The sequence below is a fragment of the Mycobacterium sp. TH-M25 genome (assembly GCF_057473665.1).
In genome coordinates, this window is sequence record NZ_JBYCLA010000259.1 from 1 (window position 1) to 15922 (window position 15922).

Annotated in this window: 16 protein-coding genes and 1 pseudogene; 14 read left to right on the forward strand and 3 right to left on the reverse strand. The window is 65.6% G+C overall.

What is annotated here, in order from left to right; genetic code table 11:
* From AC2VOU_RS08735 to AC2VOU_RS08755, 5 genes are all read left to right on the forward strand, one after another.
* On the forward strand, positions 1–831 hold an 831-nt coding region (locus AC2VOU_RS08735), incomplete at its 5' end, for an Mce/MlaD family protein (RefSeq protein WP_486957021.1).
* Complete coding sequence (locus AC2VOU_RS08740) at positions 828–1988, forward strand: MCE family protein (protein WP_486957022.1); 1161 nt, start codon at positions 828–830, stop codon at positions 1986–1988. The genes AC2VOU_RS08735 and AC2VOU_RS08740, both read left to right, overlap by 4 nt.
* Complete coding sequence (locus AC2VOU_RS08745; RefSeq protein WP_486957023.1) at positions 1988–3700, forward strand: MCE family protein; 1713 nt, start codon at positions 1988–1990, stop codon at positions 3698–3700. The genes AC2VOU_RS08740 and AC2VOU_RS08745 overlap by 1 nt, the downstream gene beginning before the upstream one ends.
* Positions 3697–4374: a mammalian cell entry protein gene (locus AC2VOU_RS08750; protein WP_486957024.1), complete on the forward strand. Its 678-nt coding sequence runs from the start codon at positions 3697–3699 to the stop codon at positions 4372–4374. The genes AC2VOU_RS08745 and AC2VOU_RS08750 overlap by 4 nt, the downstream gene beginning before the upstream one ends.
* Entirely contained in the window at positions 4374–4856 is a 483-nt protein-coding gene (locus AC2VOU_RS08755; protein WP_486957025.1) for a mammalian cell entry protein, read from the forward strand. The genes AC2VOU_RS08750 and AC2VOU_RS08755 overlap by 1 nt, the downstream gene beginning before the upstream one ends.
* 16 nt (positions 4857–4872) lie before the next feature.
* Here the strand turns inward: AC2VOU_RS08755 and AC2VOU_RS08760 are convergent, their stop codons facing one another.
* Genes AC2VOU_RS08760 through AC2VOU_RS08770 form a run of 3 tightly spaced genes read right to left on the reverse strand, consistent with a single transcriptional unit; the run spans position 4873 to position 7123 of the window.
* Positions 4873–5442 carry a hypothetical protein gene (locus AC2VOU_RS08760; RefSeq protein ID WP_486957026.1) on the reverse strand — a complete coding sequence of 190 codons (570 nt, stop codon included), beginning with the start codon at positions 5440–5442 and terminating at the stop codon, positions 4873–4875.
* 40 nt (positions 5443–5482) lie between these two features.
* Positions 5483–6958, reverse strand: coding sequence for an alpha,alpha-trehalose-phosphate synthase (UDP-forming) (locus AC2VOU_RS08765; RefSeq protein ID WP_486957027.1), 1476 nt, complete (start codon positions 6956–6958; stop codon positions 5483–5485).
* Positions 6959–7123, reverse strand: coding sequence for a hypothetical protein (locus AC2VOU_RS08770; protein ID WP_486957028.1), 165 nt, complete (start codon positions 7121–7123; stop codon positions 6959–6961).
* Between the two features lie 133 nt (positions 7124–7256).
* Here AC2VOU_RS08770 and AC2VOU_RS08775 point away from each other — a divergent pair, with 133 nt between their 5' ends.
* From AC2VOU_RS08775 to AC2VOU_RS08815, 9 genes and pseudogenes are all read left to right on the forward strand, one after another.
* On the forward strand, positions 7257–8156 hold the full coding sequence (locus tag AC2VOU_RS08775) for an enoyl-CoA hydratase (protein ID WP_486957029.1): 900 nt from the start codon (positions 7257–7259) through the stop codon (positions 8154–8156).
* 182 nt (positions 8157–8338) lie between these two features.
* Entirely contained in the window at positions 8339–9166 is an 828-nt protein-coding gene (locus AC2VOU_RS08780; protein WP_486957030.1) for an SDR family oxidoreductase, read from the forward strand.
* A gap of 100 nt (positions 9167–9266) precedes the next feature.
* Complete coding sequence (locus AC2VOU_RS08785; RefSeq protein WP_486957031.1) at positions 9267–10448, forward strand: acyl-CoA dehydrogenase family protein; 1182 nt, start codon at positions 9267–9269, stop codon at positions 10446–10448.
* Positions 10448–11353: a biphenyl-2,3-diol 1,2-dioxygenase gene (gene bphC, locus AC2VOU_RS08790; protein ID WP_486957032.1), complete on the forward strand. Its 906-nt coding sequence runs from the start codon at positions 10448–10450 to the stop codon at positions 11351–11353. The genes AC2VOU_RS08785 and bphC overlap by 1 nt, the downstream gene beginning before the upstream one ends.
* Positions 11350–12807 (forward strand): FAD-dependent oxidoreductase, encoded by a 1458-nt coding sequence (locus AC2VOU_RS08795; protein ID WP_486957033.1) that lies wholly within the window; start codon positions 11350–11352, stop codon positions 12805–12807. The genes bphC and AC2VOU_RS08795 overlap by 4 nt, the downstream gene beginning before the upstream one ends.
* A gap of 120 nt (positions 12808–12927) precedes the next feature.
* Positions 12928–13749, forward strand: a complete 822-nt coding sequence (locus AC2VOU_RS08800) for an IclR family transcriptional regulator (protein ID WP_486957034.1) — start codon at positions 12928–12930, stop codon at positions 13747–13749.
* On the forward strand, positions 13746–13937 hold the full coding sequence (locus AC2VOU_RS08805) for a hypothetical protein (protein ID WP_486957035.1): 192 nt from the start codon (positions 13746–13748) through the stop codon (positions 13935–13937). The genes AC2VOU_RS08800 and AC2VOU_RS08805 overlap by 4 nt, the downstream gene beginning before the upstream one ends.
* Positions 13938–14572 (forward strand): annotated as a pseudogene (locus AC2VOU_RS08810) (alpha/beta hydrolase).
* A 67-nt stretch (positions 14573–14639) separates the two neighbouring features.
* Positions 14640–15911 (forward strand): amidohydrolase family protein, encoded by a 1272-nt coding sequence (locus AC2VOU_RS08815; protein WP_486957036.1) that lies wholly within the window; start codon positions 14640–14642, stop codon positions 15909–15911.
* Positions 15912–15922: the final 11 nt, after the last annotated feature.

Below are 15922 nucleotides of genomic sequence, written 5' to 3' on the forward strand. Positions count from 1 at the left end.
GGCGATTCGCGCACCGACATCTTCGGCACAGTCAGGAACCTGCAGGTGCTGGTCGACGCACTTTCGAACAGTAACGAGCAAATCGTCTCGTTCGCCGGGCATGTGGCGTCGGTGTCACAGGTTCTGGCCAAGAGCTCCAACCACCTCGACAACACCCTCGGTGCCCTAAATCAGGCACTCATCGATGTCAAAGGCTTTTTGCAGCAGAACAACTCGACGTTGACCGGCACCGTCAACAAGCTCACCGACCTGACCCAGGTGCTGAGTGATCAGAGTGAAGACATCGAGCAGGTACTGCACGTCGCCGGGCCCGGCATCGCGAACTTCTACAACATCTACGACCCTGCGCAGGGCACACTGAACGGGCTGATCTCGATCCCCGAATTCGCCAACCCGGTGCAGTTCATCTGTGGTGGTTCGTTCGACACCGCGGCGGGCCTGTCCGGGCCGGAGTACTACAAACGCGCCGAGATCTGCCGCGAACGACTGGGCCCGCCCTTGCGCCGCTTGACGGTCAACTACCCGCCGTTCATGTTCCATCCGCTCAACACGATCACCGCCTACAAGGGCCAGATCATGTACGACACCCCGGCGACGCAGGCCAAGGCGCAGACGCCGATTCCGGATCTGCACTGGATACCCGCACCCGGTGCTCATCCGCCCAACCCGGCCGATTTACAGGCCCTGATGGTTCCGCAGGCGGCGCCCAATGCCGCGGCACCCGGCGCTCCCGCCCCGGCGAATACGCCGTTCGGGCCGCGGCCGGGTCCGGCGCCGGCAGCCACGGCGCCCCCATCGCCACTGCCGGCCGAACAGGGGGCCGGACGATGAAACGGATGGTGGTGCGCGGCAGCGCCGTGATGGCAGGTAGCGCGCTGCTGGCGGGCTGCCAGTTCGGCGGGTTGAACTCGGTCGCGCTGCCCGGTACGGCCGGGCACGGTGCGGGCTCGTATTCGATCACCGTCGACCTGGCCGACGTGGCAACCCTGCCGCAGAACTCGCCCGTCATGGTCGACGACGTCACGGTCGGCAGTGTCTCGGGCATTGACGCGATTCAGCGCAGCGATGGAACTTTCTACGCCGCGGTCAGGTTGGCGCTGGACAAAAATGTTGTCTTGCCGGCCAATTCGATTGCGCGCGTGGCGCAGACCTCGCTGTTGGGGTCGCAGCACGTCGAGTTGGCGGCACCGCCCAATCAGCCACCGGTGGGCAGGCTGGTCGACGGCTCGGCCATCCAGGAGGCGCGGACCAGTCGCTTCCCGACCACCGAGGAAGTGTTTTCCGCACTCGGCGTGGTGGTCAACAAAGGCAACCTTGGTGCGCTGCAAGAGATTACCGACGAGACCTACCAGGCGGTCGCCGGACGGGAAGGCCAGTTCACCACCCTGATACCGCGACTGGCCGAACTCACCGCCGGGTTGACCAACCAGGTCAACGACATCGTCGCCGCCGTCGACGGTCTGGACCGGTTCTCGGCGATTCTGGCGAACGGCAAGGACAACCTCGGTCGGACGCTGGAGACGCTGCCCGCGGCGCTGCGGGTACTCAACAAGAACCGGGACAAGATCGTCGAGGCGTTCGGCGCGCTGCGGAAGGTGGCGACGGTTGCCGCGCATGTGTTGTCGCAAACAAAGGTAGATTTCGCCGCGGACCTCAAAGACATCTATGCGAACGTCAAGGCGCTGGCCGACAATCGGAGGAATTTCGTGACGTCGATGCAGTTACTGCTGACGTTCCCGTTTCCGAACTTCGGTATCAAGCAGGCGGTCCGCGGTGACTACCTCAACGTGTTCACCACCTTCGACCTCACCGTGCGACGACTGGGCGAGACGTTCTTCACCACATCCTGGCCATTGGACCCAAACATGCTGCACATGAAGGACATCCTCAACCCGCCGGACTTCTTGCTCGGTGAGATGGCCAACCTCTCGGGGCAGGCTGCGGATCCGTTCAAGATCCCGCCGGGCACGCCAGCAGGGAACAACTGATGCTCGACAGGCTCACTCGCATCCAGCTGGCCATCTTCGCGGTGGTCACGGTGGTCACTGTTGTCGTGATGGCGATCTTCTATTTGCGCTTGCCGGCCGCGATGGGCATCGGGACTTACCGGGTGACAGCGAATTTCGTCGCCGGTGGTGGGCTCTACAAGAACGCCAACGTCACCTTCCGCGGCGTCGCGGTCGGCCGGGTCGACTCGGTGGGACTGACCTCCGACGGCGTCGACGCCGTGATGCGACTCAACAGCGGAACCGCGGTCCCGGCGAACGTCACCGCGTCGGTGCAGAGTGTGTCGGCGATCGGTGAGCAGTACATCGACCTGGTGCCGCCCGAGCATGCGGCTACGTCGAAGCTGCACAATGGATCTCGTATCGATCGCGCGCATACCGCGATTGGAGTCGAGGTCGCGACGCTGCTGCACCAGTCGGAGATACTGGTCACCAGCGTGGCCGACACGCGGTTGCGGGAGTTGCTGCACGAGACCTTCAACGCCTTCAACGGATCCGGTCCGGAATTGGCCAGGCTGCTCGAATCGTCTCGGTTGCTGATCGACCAGGCCAACGCGGAGTTCCCGCACACGTCGCAGCTGATTGATCAAGTCGGACCCTTTCTGCAAACCCAGATTCGCTCTGGCAACGACATCAGGGCCGTCTCCGACGGGTTGGCCCGGTTCACTTCCGAAGTGCGCCAGGCTGATCCGCAGTTGCGCACGTTGCTGACCGTAGTGCCCCCTGCTGTGGACCAGGCCAATACCGCGTTCTCGGGTATCCGCCCGTCGTTTCCGATGCTGGCGGCGAATCTGGCCAACCTGGGCCGCGTCGGCGTCATCTATCACAAGTCGATCGAGCAACTGCTGGTGGTGTTGCCGGCCCTGTTCGCGGCGATCATCACCGCGGCCAACGGTGAACCTCAGGACGAGGGCGCCAAACTCGATTTCAAGGTGAATGTCGATCCGCCGCCCTGCACCACCGGATTCATTCCGCCACCACTGATCCGGACCCCGGCCGACGAGACGCTCCGCGAGCTCCCGACCGACATGTACTGCAAGACGGCCCACAACGACCCGTCGGCAGTCCGCGGCGCCCGTAACTACCCGTGCCAGGAATTCCCCGGTAAGCGGGCCCCCACCGTCGCGCTGTGTCGTGACCCCAAAGGCTACGTGCCACTCGGTACCAACCCCTGGCGCGGGCCGCCGATCCCGTACGGAACTCCGATGACGAACGGGCTGAATATCCTGCCGCCCAACAAGTATCCCTACATCCCGCCGCAGAACGACCCAGACCCGGGAACGCCGTATGCCCCAGGGTTTGTGCCACCGGGTGCGGTGGAGGGACCCGGCCCGGCGCCGAATCAGCCGTTCCCGACCCCGCCGCCGCCCAACACCGGCGGGACCGACGGACGGCAAGCGTGGATTCCGCCCGCGCCTTATCCGCCGCAGAACCCGCAGATCCCGTTTCCGAAGGCTGTTCCGGCGCCGCCACCGCCGGTGGGGCTACCGGGCGCGCCGTACCCGCCGGCCGAGAAACCGTGGGGCCCGCCTCCCGGCCCGGTTCCGCAGGCCAACGGGACGGCCTACACCACCTACGACGAGAGCAGCGGAGAGTTTGCGGACCCCTCAGGTGCGACGGGTATCTTCGCGGCTGGCACGACCTCGACTGCGGAGAACTGGGTGGACCTGATGAGTGATCCGAGGCCGACATGACCGACGCGACACCGTCGGCACGGCCGCGGCGACGGCGGGCCTCGCGCCCGGCCGGCCCGCACGGTGGTGAAGTGGCTGCCACCACGGTCCGGGTCGAAGCCTCGCGCGGACCGGTCACTCGGCCGAACACACCGGTCGGTCCGCCGCCGCGCCGGCCTGCGAACGCAGCGAAGGTGGCTTGGGTTGGGCTGGCGGCCCTGCTGATTGGGATCGCAGCGCTGACTGTCGGCGTCGGCTTCGAGCTTCACGACCAGCGAAAGGCCGACACCGATGAGTTCCGCGCGCAGCGCTTCGTCGATACCGCCAAGCAGCTGGTCGTCAACATGTTCAGCTACAACCAGGACAATATCGACCAGAGTGTGTCCAGGTTCGTCGACAACACCAGCGGACCGCTGCGCGGAATGCTGAGTTCCAACAACAACGTCGACAACATCAAAGCGCTGTTCCGCCACACCGATTCGACCTCTGAAGCCGTCGTCAACGGCGCCGCTCTGGAGAGCATCGACAACATCAGCGACAACGCGTCGGTGCTGGTGTCCATTCGGGTGACGGTGACCGACCGGGAAGGCGTCAACAAGCCTTCGGAGGCGTATCGAATGCGTGTCATCGTGCACGAGGACGAGAACGGTCGCATGACCGTCGATGATTTGAAGTACCCCAACGGAGGCAATTGATGCGATGGCTGATCGCCGCCGTTGCGAGTGTACTGACGACCGCCTTCGTCGGACTGTCAGCGGTGGCCGGCTGGTATTACTGGGACCGAGTGCAAACCCGGGGTGAAATCTCTGCCCGGGCGACGCTGCCGCCGTTGGCCGCCAAAGAAATCCCACAGGTGCTGGGATACGACTATCAGACCGTTGAGCGCAGCTTGAACGACGTATATCCACTTCTCACGCCGGCGTACCGCGAAGAATTCAAGAAACAGGCCAACGCGGGGATCATTCCGGAGGCACGCAAGCGGGAAGTCGTCAGCCAGGTCAGTATCGCGGGTACGGGAATCATGGTCGCCAACCGAAACTCTGGGTCGGTGATGGTTTTCATGAATCGCACTGTGACCGACAAGTCGAAGCAGCCGATTTACGAGGGCAGCCGGCTGCGGGTGGACTATCAGCGGGTCGACGGCAAGTGGCTGATCAACTACATTCAGCCGATCTAACTCCACAACGAGTTACTCAGCGGCATTGCCCGATGTCGTTGCAGTCCAACGGGTAACGATCGACCGGACTGGGCAACGGCCCGCTAAAGGCCAGCGTGAACGGCGTCTTCGTCATCCCAGGCTGTAGGCCGCAGACGTCGCTGTGAATGCTGGTGTGTGTTCCGGTGAGCGAGACGTCGTCGAAGGCGTAGGTGTCGGTCGTCGGCCCGAAGGTGCCGTCAGGGCACGAAACGCCATTGGGCTTGCCGATCTCAAAGGTCCACCGGTCGCTGGCCAAGCGGGCTCGGCCAGAGTAAGTCGCCATCTTCTCGGCCCGGCTGACCGGTGCCCGGGCCGTGAAACTGCTGACGTTCAGCGCGCAGAGGTCCGCGGCGATCACCGGGTCGGTGAAATCCGGGATGGCCCGTTGCCGCGACGGCGCGTCGCAGAGCGCCGCGATCTTCCAGGTCGCCGCGGGCACACCCGCTTCGGTGAAGGTGTAGATGCCGTCCGGCGGGGGACCGAGGGCCTTCGCCGGCATCGCTGTGGCCACAGCGACGAGCGTCATAGCTGCGGCGACGGTCATGCCGCGGGAGAGGACAGCCATGCCTCCATTATCGCAGTGCGCCAACGGCCGCACCGCAAAATCAGCCGTTTATCGGATGAGCGGCGGCCAGCGCATCGAGGAACGACCGGGCCCACCGGTCGACGTCGTGGACGAGTACCTGACGCCGCAGCGCCCGCATCCGGCGCCGTCCCTCATCCTGGGGCTGGTTGATCGCCGCCTCGATCGCATCCTTGACGCCCTCGAGGTCGTGCGGATTGACCAGGTAGGCCTGCGTGAGTTCGGCTGCGGCGCCGGTGAATTCGCTCAGCACCAGCGCGCCACCGAGGTCGCTGCGGCACGCGACGTACTCCTTGGCCACCAGATTCATCCCGTCGCGCAGCGGGGTGACCACCATGACGTCACTGGCCACGAAGAACGCGATGAGCTCGTCGCGGGGGAGCGGGCGATGCAGGTAGTGCACCACCGCGTGGCCGACCTCGCTGTATTCGCCGTTGATGTGCCCGACCTGCCGCTCGATGTCCTCGCGCAGCCTCTGATAGCTCTCCACCCGTTCGCGGCTGGGCGTGGCGAGCTGGATCAGCACGGTGTCGTCGCCTTTGACGCGCCCCTCGGCGAGCAATTCGCCGAGCGCCTTGAGCCGGACGTCGATGCCCTTGGTGTAGTCGAGCCGGTCGACGCCGAGCAGGATCCTGCGGGGGTTGCCGAGCTCGGCCCGAATCTCCTTGGCCCGCCGGCGGATGTTGCGGTCGCGGCCCTTCCGGTCGAGCTCGGCGGAGTCGATGGAGATCGGGAACGCGCCCACCCGGACGATGCGGTCGCCGAGCTGCACCTCACCCAAGCGTGTGCGCACCCCGACCGAACCGCGCGAGGTGCTCGCGCCGATCAAGCGCCGAGCCAGGATGAGGAAGTTCTGCGCGCCGCCGGCCAGATGAAAGCCCACCAGGTCGGCGCCCAGCAGCCCTTCGACGATCTCGGTCCGCCACGGCATCTGCATGAACAGTTCGACCGGCGGGAACGGTATGTGCAGGAAAAACCCGATCGTCAGGTCCGGTCGCAACTCGCGCAGCATCTTGGGTACCAGTTGCAGCTGATAGTCCTGTACCCAGACGACGGCTCCCTCGGCAGCCGCGCGCGCGGTCGCCTCGGCGAAACGGCGATTGACGTCGACGTAGCGGTCCCACCATTCCCGATGGTAGATCGGCTTGACGATGACGTCGTGGTACAGCGGCCACAGCGAGGCGTTGGAGAAGCCCTCGTAGTATTTCTCGACGTCGTCGGCCGACAGCCGCACCGGGTGCAGCCGGAGGTCTTCTTCGACGATGGGTTCGTCCCGGACGTCGACGTCGTCGTCGACGACTCCGGGCCAGCCGATCCATGCCCCGCGGCGGCGGCGCAGCAGGGGCTCCAGCGCGGTGACCAATCCGCCTGGACTGCGTTTCCAGGTGACGGTGCCATCGGGCAACCGCTCCATGTCGATCGGCAGCCGATTGGCGACCACGACGAAGTCGGACACCCCGGAGGCAGGGCTTGTCGTGACCTTGCCTGCGGGGGGCACTTACACCTCGATCTTCGCGGGCCCAATACCAAGCATCGACAGGAACATCCGGCACTCCTCGGCGTCGTTGGCATAGGCCGCTACCACGCGCCTGGCCTGGCTGGCCGTGTCATCGGGCAACGGTTCGACTTCGTCGATTTCATGGCTGTCTGAATTGGCGGACATGACATAACTGTAGGCGACGTGCGCGATCAGCCGCATAGAGAGCCGTAACCCCCTGGTTGAAGCGTTACGGCAGCGCCGTAATGTGTAACTTCGATGGTCTTTTATTACAACCCTGTGCGAATGAGGTAGCCCGATGTCAGACGCCGACGAGTTGGTGGCTTACGAAACTCTCGATGAAGGCCGCATCGCGCGGATCTGGTTGAACCGACCTGAGGCGCACAACGCGCAGAGCCGGGGATTGCTCGTCCAGCTTGACGAGGCGTTCTTGCGTGCTGAGGCTGACGATGGCGTCCGGGTGGTGATCCTGGCGGCCCGCGGTAAGAATTTCTCCGCCGGCCACGACCTCGGCTCGGAGTTGGCGCTGGCGGAGCGGGCTCCCGGAGACGCGCAGTTGCCGAGCTTCCGGATCAACGGCGCCACCCGTGCGGCCGTCATGGAGAAGACCTACTTGCAGGAGTGGCACTACTACTTCCAGAACACCTGCCGCTGGCGCGATCTGCGCAAGATCACGATCGCCCAGGTAAACGGCAACGCGATTTCGGCCGGGCTGATGCTGATCTGGGCATGCGACCTGATCGTCGCGGCCGACAACGCGAAGTTCAGTGACGTGGTGGGTGTTCGGCTGGGCATGCCCGGTGTCGAATATTATGCCCACCCTTGGGAATTCGGTCCTCGGAAGGCGAAAGAGCTTCTGCTGACTGGTGATTCGCTGGATGCTGACGAGGCGTACCGACTCGGCATGGTGTCCAAAGTCTTTCCGGTCGACGAACTGGCCGACAAGACGTTGGAATTCGCCCGTCGGATCGCCGAGCGGCCCACGATGGCCGCGCTGCTGATCAAGGACTCGGTTAACGCCGCCTCCGACGCGATGGGCTTCACCGAGGCGTTGCGGCACGCGTTCCACATCCACGAGTTGGGCCATGCGCACTGGGCCGCACACAACGAGAACCGGTATCCGGTCGGGCTGCCGCCCGATGTCGAGGATTGGCGCAAGGCGAAGTCGACGAATATCGCCCGCAAAGGCACTCCATAGCCGTAGCCGTAGCCGTAGCCGTAGCCGCGGGGGTGTTCGCGGTGCCCGCCTCCGCGCGAATTCCGATTCTGCCGCGGGTCGATTCGCTCAGAGGCGGGCAGATCGGGTCCCCGGAACTGGCCGAGCCTGCTGTGGTTCTATGACTAGAACGTGTTTCAGTTTTCCGGCGCGAAGGAGTCGGCATGCAGCTTTCGTTTGAAGACCGGACGTACCTGGTCACCGGTGGTGGCAGCGGGATCGGCAGAGGCGTGGCCGCCGGCCTGGTTAGCTCCGGGGCGTCGGTGATGATCGTCGGCCGTAACGCCGATCGGCTGGCGGCGGCCGCCGAGGAAATCGGTGCGGCCACCGCCGGCGCGATCCGCTACGAACCCGCTGACGTCACCAACGAAGACGAGGTCACCCGCGCCGTCGAGGCGGCGACGGCGTGGCACGGCCGGTTGCACGGCGCGGTGCACTGCGCCGGCGGATCGCTGACGATCGGCCCGATCACGCAGATGGATTCGGATGCGTGGCGACGCACCGTCGACCTCAACATCAACGGAACCATGTACGTCCTCAAACACTGCGCTCGAGAGATGGTCCGCGGGGGCGGCGGGTCGTTCGTCGGCATCTCCTCGATCGCGTCCAGCACCACCCACCGCTGGTTCGGCGCCTACGGCGTCACCAAGGCCGGCCTGGACCACCTGATGCAGTTGGCCGCCGACGAACTCGGCCCGTCGTGGGTGCGGGTCAACAGCATCCGGCCGGGTCTGATCCGCACCGACATGGTCGCGCCGATCACCGACTCACCTGAACTGTCGCAGGACTACGCGGCCTGCACGCCGCTGCCGCGGGTCGGTGAGGCCGAGGACATCGCCAACATGGCGATGTTTTTGCTCAGCGACGCCGCCGGCTGGGTCACGGGCCAGTGCATCAACGTCGACGGCGGGCATCTGCTGCGCCGCGGCCCGGACTTCAGCGCGATGCTCGAGCCGGCGTTCGGCGCCGACGGCCTGCGCGGAGTGGTCTGACCCCCGACCCTTCAGACGTGTCCACTGACCGGGATGGCGTGGCGTCGTCGGGCCGAAGCTGATCCATCATGAGGGTTGCTGCCTAAGACAGGAAGACATCATGGTCCGACGGGTAATCGACCACATCGCCGACATCGCCGACCAGTTGCGGGAGCAGGGCGCCGAGGCCGAACGCCTCGGCCGGCTGCCCGACGACACCGCCAAGTTGCTCAAAGCGGCCGGCCCGATCAAGCTGCTGCAACCCAAGCAGTACGGCGGATTCGAATCTCACCCAAGGGAATTCGCGGAGACTGTGATGGCGGTGGCTGCTCTCGACGGCGCCGCGGGCTGGGTCTGCGGCGTGGTGGGCGTCCACCCGTGGCAGTTGGCCTTCGCCGACCCGAAGGTCCGCAAGGAGGTGTGGGGCGCCGACGACAACACCTGGATGGCCTCCCCATATGCGCCCACCGGCCTCGCCGTGCCGGTCGACGGCGGCTACGTCTTCAACGGCCGCTGGCAGTTCAGCTCCGGCACCGACCACTGCGACTGGATCTTCCTCGGCGCACTGCTGGGCACCCCGGACGGTGGCATGGCCGAACCGCCGACCATGCTGCACATGATCCTGCCCCGCAGCGACTACCAGATCGTCGAGGACTCCTGGAATGTGGTGGGCCTGAAAGGGACCGGCTCCAAGGACATCATCGTCGAAGACGCTTTCGTGCCGTCGTACCGGGTGATGAACGGCGACCACGTGATCGACGGCACCGCGCAGAAAGAAGCCGGCGTCACCGAATCGCTGTACAAGATGCCGTGGTCGACCATGTTCCCGCTCGGCATCAGTTCCGCGGTGATCGGGATCTGTGAGGGCGCGTTGGCGGCCCACCTCGATTACCAGCGGGGCCGGGTCGGCGCGCAGGGCACCGCCATCAAAGACGACCCGTACGTGTTGTTCGCGATCAGCGAGGCTGCCGCCGACATCAACGCCGCGCGACAGGAGATTCTGGCCAACGTCGACAAAATCTGGGACACAGTGGAATCCGGACGTGGGGTGTCCTTCGAAGAGCGGGCCATCGGCCGGCGCGCCCAGATCCGCGCCGCGTGGCGGGCGGTGATGGCCGTCGACCAGATCTTCGCCCGCTCCGGTGGAAACGCCGCACGCATGGACAAGCCGCTGCAACGGTTTTGGCGTGACGCCCACGTCGGGCTCAACCACGCGATCCACGTGCCGAGCACCGTCTACCACGCCGCCGCGCTGAGCTCGATGGGCATCGATCCGGCCGATCCGCTGCGGGCGATGATCTGATGGGCGACATCAAAAGCCTGGGCTACATCAAGATTCAGACCAGCGACATCGACCGCTGGCGCACCTTTGCCTTCGACGCACTCGGGTTCGCGCAGGGCAATGGACCCGACCGTGATGCGCTCTATTTGCGGATGGACGAACGCTTCGCGCGCATCATCGTCGTCCCCGGCGACAGCGACCAGGTGCTGCACGTGGGCTGGGAGGTGCGCGACGGTGTTGCGCTGCAACGGGTTCACGACACGCTCGAACGCGCCGGAGTCGCGGTCAAACCGCTGTCGGTCGAGGAAGCCGATGAGCGCAGGGTCGAGGACGCCGTCGCGTTCACCGATCCGGCCGGCACCACCACCGAGGTGTTCTTCGGTCCCGCGCTGGATCACAGTCCGGTGGTGACGCCCTTCGGCGCCACCTTCGTCACCGGCACCCAGGGTCTGGGCCATGTGGTGTTGCCGACGATGGATCCGGCCGCAGCGTTCACGCTCTACACCGAGACGCTGGGTTTTCTGCCTCGCGGAGCGATGCGGCTACCCGCACCGCCGGAGTTCGGCCCGCAGCGGATCCGGTTCCTCGGCCTCAATGACCGCCACCACAGCATGGCGCTGTGTCCCGCACCGCACGGCGGGGCGCCGGGCCTGGTGCACATCATGGTCGAGGTCGACTCGCTGGACGCCGTCGGGCGGGCCCTTGACCGGGTCGTCAAACAAGGCTTTTCGCTGTCGTCGACGCTGGGTCGGCACACCAACGACAAGATGGTCTCCTTCTACGTCCGAGCCCCCGGCGGCTGGGACATCGAATTCGGCACCGACGGAATGAAAGTCGACGAGACGTACTACACCGCCGAAGAGATCACCGCCGACAGCTACTGGGGTCACGACTGGTCCGGGGCGCAGCCGCTGGCGGCGATGTGAGCGTCGCGCCCGTCAACTCGCGGGATGTCCGTGGGTGGGACGTCGAGGCCGACGTGGTGATCGCCGGGTACGGCATCGCCGGCGTCTCGGCGGCCATCGAGGCCGCGCGGGCCGGCGCCGAGGTGCTGGTGTTGGAACGCACCGGCGGGTGGGGCGGAGCCGCCTCGCTGGCGGGGGGATTCGTCTACCTCGGCGGTGGCACACCGATTCAAAAAGCTTGCGGATTCTCCGATTCCGTCGACAACATGCGCACATTTCTTTGTGCGGCGATGGGCCCGGGCGCGGATGTCGGCCGAATCGCCGACTACTGCGCCGGCAGTCTCGAGCACTTCGACTGGTTGGTCGACTGCGGGGTGCCGTTCAAGCCGAGCTTCTGGGGTGAACCGGGCTGGGAGCCGCCCGGCGACGACGGGTTGATGTACACCGGCGGCGAAAATGCGTTCCCGTACAACACGATCGCCACGCCAGCGCCGCGCGGTCATGTGCCGCAGATGCAGGACAAGCGGACCGGTGAAAAGGGCGGCGGCTACATGCTGATGAAGCCGCTGGTGGACACCGCCACCGCGCTCGGCGTGAAAAGCGTCGTCGACACCCGGGCGCAACGGCTGGTCGTGGAGAGCGACGGGCGAGTCGTCGGGATCATCGCGCGCCAGTACGGCACCGAGCTGGCGATCCGGGCGCGACGCGGAATAGTCTTGGCCACTGGTAGTTTCGCCTACAACGAGTCGATGGTTGCCCGCTACGCACCGCGGATTGCCGGCCGCCCCGCCGCGTCGGTCGAAGAGCACGACGGCATCGGCATCCAGATGGCGCAGGCGCTGGGCGCCGATTTGGCCCATATGGACGCCACCGAGGTCGCTTTTCTGGTCGACCCGCAGCTGATAGCCCGCGGCATCCTGGTCAACGGCCGCGGTCAGCGCTACGTCGCCGAAGACACCTACCCCGGACGCATCGGGCAGTTGACGCTCTACCACCAAGACGACACCGCGTTCCTGGTGCTCGACGCCGAGGCGCACGAGCGAGCCATGGCCACCCGGTCGGCGACGCCCTTCCTGCTGCGCCCGCCGACCTGGGTCTGCGAGAGTGTCGCCGAACTGGAAGCGGAAATGGGTCTGCCGACCGGCTCGCTGCAAGCTACCGTCGCGGCCTACAACGAGGGCGCCGTGCGTGGCGAAGATCGGCTACTGCACAAGAAGAGCGAGTGGCTGCGCTCGATCGGGACGCCGGTGGGCGCCATTGACTTACGGGGGAACACCGGCGGCTTCACCCTCGGCGGCCTGCACACGTCGTTGTCCGCCGAGGTGTTGCATGTCAGCGGCGAACCGATCCCCGGACTTTTCGCGGCCGGACGGGCCGCCGCTGGGCTTGCCGCGTGGGGATACGCCAGTGGAATCTCGTTGGGAGACGGCAGCTTCTACGGCCGCCGTGCGGGACAGGCCGCGGCCGCTTTCTAATCGGCATCACGCCAGACGGGCATGCGCTTGCGCACCCCGTTGGGCCATCTTGTGATGCGCATCACCTTATGCTAGTAATAGATATATGCCTAATAGGCATATATGCGGCCGGAAGGAATCATGACGAGTCAGGTCGATGCTTGTACCCCGAGTGCAGTTATCGATCGCATTTCGCTGGTCTTGGACGCCTTCGACGGGCCGGGCCGGCTGTCGCTGGCCCAGGTCGTACGGCGCACCGGGCTACCGCGCTCGTCGGCGCACCGGATGCTCGAGCGATTGGTGCAGCTGCGCTGGCTGCGTCGCCACGGTCGCGACTACGAGCTGGGCATGCGGCTCGTGGAGCTGGGATCGCTCGCGGTGCACCAGAACCGGCTGCACAGCGCCGCGCAACCGTTCCTGCACGAGCTGCACCGGGCCACCGGGCTGGTGGTGCACCTGGCCGTCCTCGACGGCGCCGACGTGGTGTACCTGGAGAAAATCGCCGGTGGATGGGGCGCTGCGATCCCCACCCGAGTCGGTGGTCGCCGACCGGCGCACTGCACCGCGGTCGGCAAAGCCCTGCTGGCGCACTCGGATCCAGCCACCCTGGCCGACTCGGGCGACGAACTGGCGGCTCGCAACACCCGCGCTCCGATTTCTGCGCGCGGCCGGTGGGCCGACGAACTTGCCGCGATCCGCGCCCGCGGATTCGCCGCCGAGCGGGCCGAAGCTATCGCCGGATTCGGTTGTGTCGCCGCGCCGATCGGCGACCCTGGTGCGCCTATCGCCGCGGTTTCGGTGTGCGGTCCGCTGGATCGGATGGTCTTTGACCAACGGCTGGGTGGGCCGGTGCGCGCGACCGCCTTGGGTATCTGGTGCAACTACGACGACGGAGAGACACGCGTGCGGCCGGTACTGCAACGGCCCCGGTTGGGTTCCGCCCGGGCGCTGCAGTACGCGTGAACCTCGATCCGGAGATTGCTGCGCTACTGCCCGCACTCAACCGGGGATTCCCGCGTGTCGAGACCATGACTGCACCGCAACTGCGCGTCGTGCTCCGGGAACGAGCAGCGCTTCTGCAGGATCCCGAGCCGGTCGGTGAGGTGGTCAACCAGACCGTGCCGGGCCCTTCCGGCGATTTCAACGTCTGAATCTATTGGCCCACTGATCCTTCCAGTCCACTGCCGATCGTGGTGTCCGCACACGGCGGAGGATTCGTCTTCTGCGATCTGGACTTCCACGACGACTTGTGTCGCGCCATGGCCAACGGGGTCGGCGCGATCGTCGTTTCGGTGGATTATCAGCTAGCGCCGGAATTCCCTTGGCCGGCAGCGGTTGACGATGTCTATGCGGTCGCGCAATGGGTGGCCGGACATACCGGCGAACTCGGTGCCGACCCGGTCCGCTGATCTATCCGGTCATCGCGGCCGATTCTGGCACCGAGTCCTACCGGCGCTTCGGCACCGGCTACTACAACACCGCAGCTGCGATGGCCTGGTACTGGGACCAATATGTGCCCAATCTCGCCGACCGTAGTCACCCCACCGCGTCTCCGTTACAGGCTCAGCTGACCGGGCTTCCGCCGGCGGTGGTGATAACCGCCGGCTTCGACCCACTGTTCTCAGAAGGCGAGGCGTACGCGAAAGCCCCTGCCGACGGACCGGTTACGACGATCTATCGGAACTACGCGGGTGCCGTTCACGGATTCATGACCATGTCGGGCCTCGACATCTGCGCACAGGCCAGGCGGCAGGCGTGGGCCGATGTATCCCGCTCATTGGAATGAACCCTTGCCTGCACCGCGGGCCAACGGGACGCTGCTTCAGGTAACCCCAACAACGTCGGAGGGCACGATGGCTCACTGGGACACGATCGACCGATACGTCGTCATCTCGACCGACACCCATGCCGGCGCCGACATCGGCGACTACAAGCCTTATCTGCCCATGCGTCTGCACGATGACTTTGACGCTTGGGCCAGGACCTACGTCAGCCCCTTCGACGACCTCATCATCGCGACCGCTAATCGCAACTGGGACAGCGACCTGCGGATCGCCGACATGGACGCCGACGGGGTGGCAGCTGAGGTGCTGCTGCCCAACACCGTTCCGCCGTTCTTCCCGACCACCCCTAACATCACCATCAGCCTGCCCCGCACCCGCGAAGAATTCGAGAAACGTTGGGCAGGTGTGCAAGCGCACAACCGCTGGCAGGTCGACTTCTGTTCGATGGCCCCGACCCGGCGCCGTGGGTTGATCCAGATCTTTCCCAACGACATCGATTTCGCGCTTGACGAGATACGTTGGGGTGCTGGGCAAGACTGCTTCGGCGGTGTGCTGGTTCCGCCGGTCTCGCCGGGTGACCCGAATGTCGCGCCGTTGTTCCACACCTGCTACGAGCCGCTGTGGTCGCTCTGCGAGGAATTGGACCTGACGGTGGTGCAGCACGCGGGTGCTGGTAGCCCCGAGATGCCGATGGACCAACCGGCGTCGAACGCGGTGTTGGTGACCGAGATGGCGATGTGGGCCAACCGAACCCTTGGCCACCTGATCCTGGCCGGAGTGTTCGAGCGTTACCCATCGCTGCGGTTCGTGCCGACCGAGCAGGGCACGCTGTGGGTGCCCGGAACGCTCGGCATTCTCGACGCCATGGTCCCGACGATGAAGTCCGAGGCGGGTAACCGCACGTACGGGATGTTCGGCGGATCCTCGGTCGACGAGCTGACCTTGACGCCCAGTCAATACGCGCAACGGAACTGTTATCTGGCAAGCGAATTGGCGCCGTTCGACTCGGGCATGATCGACTTCATGGGCCCCGATCACATCATGTGGGGCAGCGACTACCCCCACGAGGAAGGCTTCACCCCGCACTCCAAGTTGGCCCTACGCTGGGCGCTACACGACAGATCTGAAGACGATTGCCGAAAGATACTGGGCGGCAACGCAGGGCGTCTCTATCGATTCGATCTGGACGCGCTGGCGCCGGTGGCGGCCAAGATCGGTCCCACGGTCGACGAGGTGCACACTCCGCTCGGGGACACCGGTTACCACGCGCCGGCAGCATTCGGGTATCGACCTTTCGAGGGTGGGCTGGCGCTCAAGCGACTGGCGCCGGCACGTGGTTAGGGCCGTTCGGG